Below are 2537 nucleotides of genomic sequence, written 5' to 3' on the forward strand. Positions count from 1 at the left end.
GACCCGCTGCGCCCGGCTACGCCACGCTTGCGATCGCCACGATCGCGGATGGTGGCGACCCGCTGCGCCCGGCTACGCCACGCTTGCGATCGCCACGATCGCGGATGGTGGCGACCCGCTGCGCCCGGCTACGCCGCGCTTGCGATCGCCACGGCGGCGTCCCGGGTTGCGCCAAAGTTGCGCAGTCGCAAGCTGTTTGACACCACGAAGAACGATGAGAACGCCATCGCCGCGCCGGCAATCAGCGGGTTGAGCAGGCCCGCAGCCGCGATCGGAATGGCAGCAATGTTGTAGCCGAAGGCCCACACCATGTTGATTTTGATCGTCCGCATGGTGGCCGCGGCCAGATCGAGCGCCAACGGCACCACTTCGAGGTTTTCACGGACCAGGATGACGTCGGCCGCGCCGATCGCGACATCGGTGCCACGACCGATGGCCATTCCCAGATCGGCGCAGGCGAGTGCCGGTCCATCGTTGATGCCGTCACCGACCATGGCGACAACTTGCCCCCGCTCACGCAGTTGCTCGATGACGTCCACTTTGCCTTCGGGCAGGATGTCGGCGATCACCTCGTCGATACCGACGAGCGCGGCGACGGCGGCCGCCGAAGCTGGGTTGTCACCGGTCAGCAGCACGGTGCGAAGGCCACGATCGTGGAGCGCCGCGACGGCGCCCGCGGCCGAATCCTTCACCGCGTCAGCCACCGCGATCACTGCGCACGAGACACCGTCGATCTCCACGAAAACCGCTGTCGCGCCCAGTGATTCAGCCGCATGCCGCGCCGTCACCAGTGTCGGCTCTTTGGCCGAAGTACCGATCCAGGACGGTTTGCCGACCCGCACTGACCGCCCGGCCACGATGCCGCTAACCCCGCGGCCGGCCACTGCGCGGAAGTCGGTGACCCGTTCTCCGTGGGGTGCGGATGCGGCGATGGTGAGACCTACCGCGTGCTCGGACGCCGCTTCCACCGTCGCCGCCAATCCGAGCACCTCTTCGGCATCCCAGCCGGGCGCAACCGTAACGGCACTGACCGTCGACTGGCCGGTCGTCAACGTGCCGGTCTTGTCGAACACGACCGTATCTACCGCCCGGGTCGCCTCCAATGACTGCAGACCCTTGAGGAATATGCCGAGTTGGGCGCCGCGACCGGACGCCACCATCATTGCGGTCGGGGTCGCCAGCCCCAGCGCGCACGGGCAGGCGATGACGAGGACCGCGATGGCCGCCGAGAACGTCCGAGCGGGTTCCGCCCCGGCGAGGAACCACCCAGCAGCGGTCAGGGCAGCGATGGCGAAGACGCACGGAACGAAGACCGAAGCGATGCGGTCTGCCAAACGCTGCGCGTCAGCCTTTTGCGCCTGAGCCTGCTCGACCAGTCGGACCATGCCGGCGAACTGAGTGTCGGCGCCTACCGCGGCGGCCTCCACGACCAGCCTGCCGTCGAGGACGGCCGTGCCGCCAATGACTTGCGAACCGGGCTCCACCCGGACCGGTTTGGCCTCGCCGGTCATGGCGCTCATGTCGACCGCGGCGGACCCCTCGACAACCAGGCCGTCGGCGGCGATCGTCTCGCCCGGGCGCACCACGAAGCGCTGCTGCTCGTCGAGTTCGTCCGCCGGAATGACGAGTTCGGACCCGTCGGGTTGCAGCACGGTGACGTCTTTGGCGCTGAGCGCCGCCAGCGCCCGCAGCGCGCCACCGGCCCTCGACTTGGCGCGGGCCTCGAAGTATCGCCCTGCCAGCACGAACACCGTGACGCCCGCGGCGACCTCGAAGTAGATCGCGTCGCTACCGAGTAGCGCCTGCCAGACACCGCTGGGTTCAGCGGACTGGTGGCCGCCGAAGACGGTGTAGAGCGACCACACCGTGGCGGCGGTGATTCCGACCGAGATCAATGTCTCCATCGTGGCGCCGCCATGCATGCCGTTGCGCAGGGCGACGCGATGGAACGGCCATGCCGCCCACACCACCACCGGCACGGCCAACAGGGTCAGCACCCAGCCCCAGCCGGTGAACCGGGAGCTCGGCATGACAGCGAACAGCACCGACAGATGCGCCAACGGCACGAAGCACACGGCGGCGACGGCCAACCGGACGAACAGATACCGCGCGTGATCGGCGTCAGGGTCGGCGTCGTAGTCGCTGCCGGCCCGTCGCGGCTCAGCCTGGTAGCCCGCACCCCGAACGGCCTCGCACAATTCGTCGGCGGTGGTGTCCTGGCTGACCTCGATCGTTGCCACTCGAGTCGCGAAATTGACCGACGCCCGGACGCCGGGCAACTTGTTCAATGTCGATTTGACCCGGTGAGCGCAGGCGACGCAGGACATCCCGGTGATGTCGAGTTGTACCTGCTGCACACCCGCTGGGGGTGCGTCGGCTGCCGTGAAAGGCAGCTCGGTCGTCGCCGACATCGTGGCTCCTCGCCTTCTGTGGACTTGCTCCGTAAGAACAAGTCGTTGCGACCGGGCCATTAGTTCCCTACGTGTTTTCCTCGATCGTGGCCGGTCCTAACTGTCGCGACCCGCGGCGCCCGGCTT

1 protein-coding gene is annotated in these 2537 nt (G+C 67.9%); it reads right to left on the minus strand.

Annotated features, from left to right (window positions below; genetic code table 11):
* Positions 1–128: 128 nt before the first annotated feature.
* Positions 129–2411, minus strand: coding sequence for a heavy metal translocating P-type ATPase (locus ACZY1I_RS13175; protein ID WP_463754836.1), 2283 nt, complete (start codon positions 2409–2411; stop codon positions 129–131).
* Between the last annotated feature and the right edge of the window lie 126 nt (positions 2412–2537).

This window comes from Mycobacterium sp. IDUB_37, from assembly GCF_055419245.1.

Excerpts from the sequence above, each read along its gene's own strand:
- ACZY1I_RS13175 (WP_463754836.1), bottom strand. The coding sequence starts at position 2,411 with ATGTCGGCGACGACCGAGCTGCCTTTCACGGCAGCCGACGCACCCCCA.